3 protein-coding genes are annotated in these 2,236 nt (G+C 63.5%); 1 reads left to right on the top strand and 2 read right to left on the bottom strand.

Going from position 1 to position 2,236, the window contains the following annotated elements; all coding sequences use genetic code 11:
• Positions 1–187 precede the first annotated feature (187 nt).
• A complete protein-coding gene (locus ABI213_RS07970; protein ID WP_348008614.1) occupies positions 188–604 on the top strand; it encodes a hypothetical protein in 417 nt (138 codons plus the stop codon).
• A 55-nt stretch (positions 605–659) separates the two neighbouring features.
• Here ABI213_RS07970 and slmA read toward each other — a convergent pair whose 3' ends face one another.
• Positions 660–1,289 carry a nucleoid occlusion factor SlmA gene (gene slmA, locus ABI213_RS07965; protein WP_348026643.1) on the bottom strand — a complete coding sequence of 210 codons (630 nt, stop codon included), beginning with the start codon at positions 1,287–1,289 and terminating at the stop codon, positions 660–662.
• Positions 1,290–2,183: an acetylglutamate kinase gene (gene argB, locus ABI213_RS07960; RefSeq protein WP_348026641.1), complete on the bottom strand. Its 894-nt coding sequence runs from the start codon at positions 2,181–2,183 to the stop codon at positions 1,290–1,292.
• Positions 2,184–2,236 lie beyond the last annotated feature (53 nt).

The raw sequence follows: 2,236 nt of genomic DNA, 5'->3' as shown, positions 1-2,236 counted from the left end.
TTCGGTGTAGTCATGCCCCGATTATCGGTGGCAGGGCATTGCCGCCCTTGTGTGAGCCCGGTGAGCCTTGTATGTAACTGCCGGTAAAAGCCGGGATGGGCAGCGAGTTAACCCGCGTTTGGCCGCTAATTTATGCATTGGGTGTGAAAAATATCATCCACAATGCAGCTTACCTCCCGTAATCGCTATGGAATTGCAATACCAACTCAAAGGCGGCAGCTACTACCTGTACGACATGGACACGCCTCCGAGCGCGGTCACGGGGGAGCGTCGCTTTCGTTTGAAAACCGACACGGTGGCGATTGCGTTCGATGTCAGCACCGGCGAGCTGCACCAGCACGGCAACCCCACCCGCATCCAGTCCTGGGCCATGGGCGCACGGCGCAAGCTGCGGGCCGCCGGGGCGCAAGACTACGCCAATGACATCGTGGTGGTGTCCGGCCCGCTGCCGGTGGACGAGCTGAACAAATGCTTAGGCATTGACGGCTACTGCTCCCGCCTGTTGGCCCGCCTGGCCAGCCTGCCGCACGGCAAGTTCAACACCAAGCCCTACACCAGCCCGTTCAGCAAACCCCAACCGTTCAAGGCGACGGCGGCGGTTTAGTTTGATTTTTAGAGGTCAAATCGGCCTCTGGTGCAAGTAACGCCTGCGCAGGCAGCTACTTATTCAATAGCAAGCCGCGCAAACTCGCTTCCAGGTGCTCGGTGGGCAGCCGCCTGAAACCCGATCGGGCAAAGCGCTGCAGGCTCCCCGCCACAAACGCCGTCATCACCGAAGCCTGCACCTGTGCATCCACCGTGGGAGTGCTGCTGGCTGGATTGTCCGTGCGCAGGCACTGGCGCAGCGTGGCCTCGATCTTGTCGAAAAACAGGTTCATGCGCTGCTGCAGGCGGTCGTTTTCAAACACCAGCGCGTCGCCCACCATCACCCGGGCCATACCGGGGTTTTTCTCGCCAAATTGCAGCAGCACCGAGACGATGCGGCGGGCCTGCAGCGGGCCCGGTGCGTCGCCCGCGGTGGCCACGATCTGGTTCACCAGCGAGAACACCGACTGCTCGATGAACTCGATCAGCCCTTCGAACATCTGCGCCTTGCTGGCAAAGTGGCGGTACAGCGCGGCTTCGCTCACGTCCAGCCGGGCGGCCAAAGACGCGGTGGTGATGCGCTCGGACCCCGGCTGCTCCAGCATGGTGGCCAGGGCCTGCAGAATCTGCACCCGGCGCTCGCCCGGCTTGGGGCGTTTGCGCGGCGCTTCTGCGGATAACTCTTCGGGCGACTCTAGGGCCATCTAGTTCGACCGGATCATGGTGCCGAAAGCCTGCTCGGTCAGGATCTCCAGCAGCAGGGCATGCGGCACCCGGCCGTCGATGATGTGCACCGCCTTGACACCGCTCTTGGCGGCGTCCAGCGCCCCGGCAATCTTGGGCAGCATGCCGCCGGACAGGGTGCCGTCGGCAAACAGGCCGTCGATGTCCTTGGCCGTCAGGTCGGGCAGTAGTTCGCCGGCCTTGTTCAGCACGCCGGGGATGTTGCTCAGCATCAGCAGCTTTTCGGCCTGCAGCTCGATGGCCAGGCGGCCCGCCACCACGTCGGCGTTGATGTTGTAGCTGGTGTTGTCGGCGCCAAAGCCGATGGGGCTGACCACCGGGATGAAGGCGTCGTCTTGTAGCGCCTTGACCACGCTGGGGTCGATGCTCTCGATGTCGCCCACCTGGCCGATGTCGTGCAGCACGCTGGGGTCAGTGTGGTCGGCCATGCGCAGCTGCTTGGCGCGGATCATGCCGCCGTCGCGTCCGGTCAGGCCCACCGCCTTGCCACCGGCCTGGTTGATCAGGCCCACGATGTCTTGCTGCACCTGGCCGGCCAGCACCCATTCGACCACTTCCATGGTCTCGGCATCGGTAACGCGCATGCCCTGGATGAACTGGCCCTTTTTGCCCAGCCGCCCCAGCGCCGCCTCGATCTGCGGGCCGCCGCCGTGCACCACCACCGGGTTGATGCCGACCAGCTTGAGCAGCACCACGTCTTCGGCAAAGGCCTGTTGCAGCGCCGGGTCGGTCATGGCGTTGCCGCCGTACTTGATGACCATGGTTTTGCCGTGGTACTGGCGTATGTAGGGCAGGGCCTGGGCCAGGATGTCGGCCTTGTCGCGGGGGGCTATAGCAACTGAAGGGGTGGTCATAGGGTTCCTAAGAGGCGTTAAAGAGGACGCGAAATTAGTGGTGGTGGCCGTGT

It is taken from the genome of Rhodoferax sp., from assembly GCF_039922535.1.
Lineage (GTDB): Bacteria > Pseudomonadota > Gammaproteobacteria > Burkholderiales > Burkholderiaceae_C > Rhodoferax_B.
The sequence above is the reverse complement of the archived record's forward strand: the minus strand, read 5'-3'. Positions and strand labels throughout refer to the sequence as shown.

Bases quoted from the DNA above. Each gene is read 5' to 3' on its own strand.
- ABI213_RS07970 (WP_348008614.1), top strand. From the start codon at position 188: ATGGAATTGCAATACCAACTCAAAGGCGGCAGCTACTACCTGTACGAC.
- argB (WP_348026641.1), bottom strand. From the start codon at position 2,183: ATGACCACCCCTTCAGTTGCTATAGCCCCCCGCGACAAGGCCGACATC.
- slmA (WP_348026643.1), bottom strand. From the start codon at position 1,289: ATGGCCCTAGAGTCGCCCGAAGAGTTATCCGCAGAAGCGCCGCGCAAA.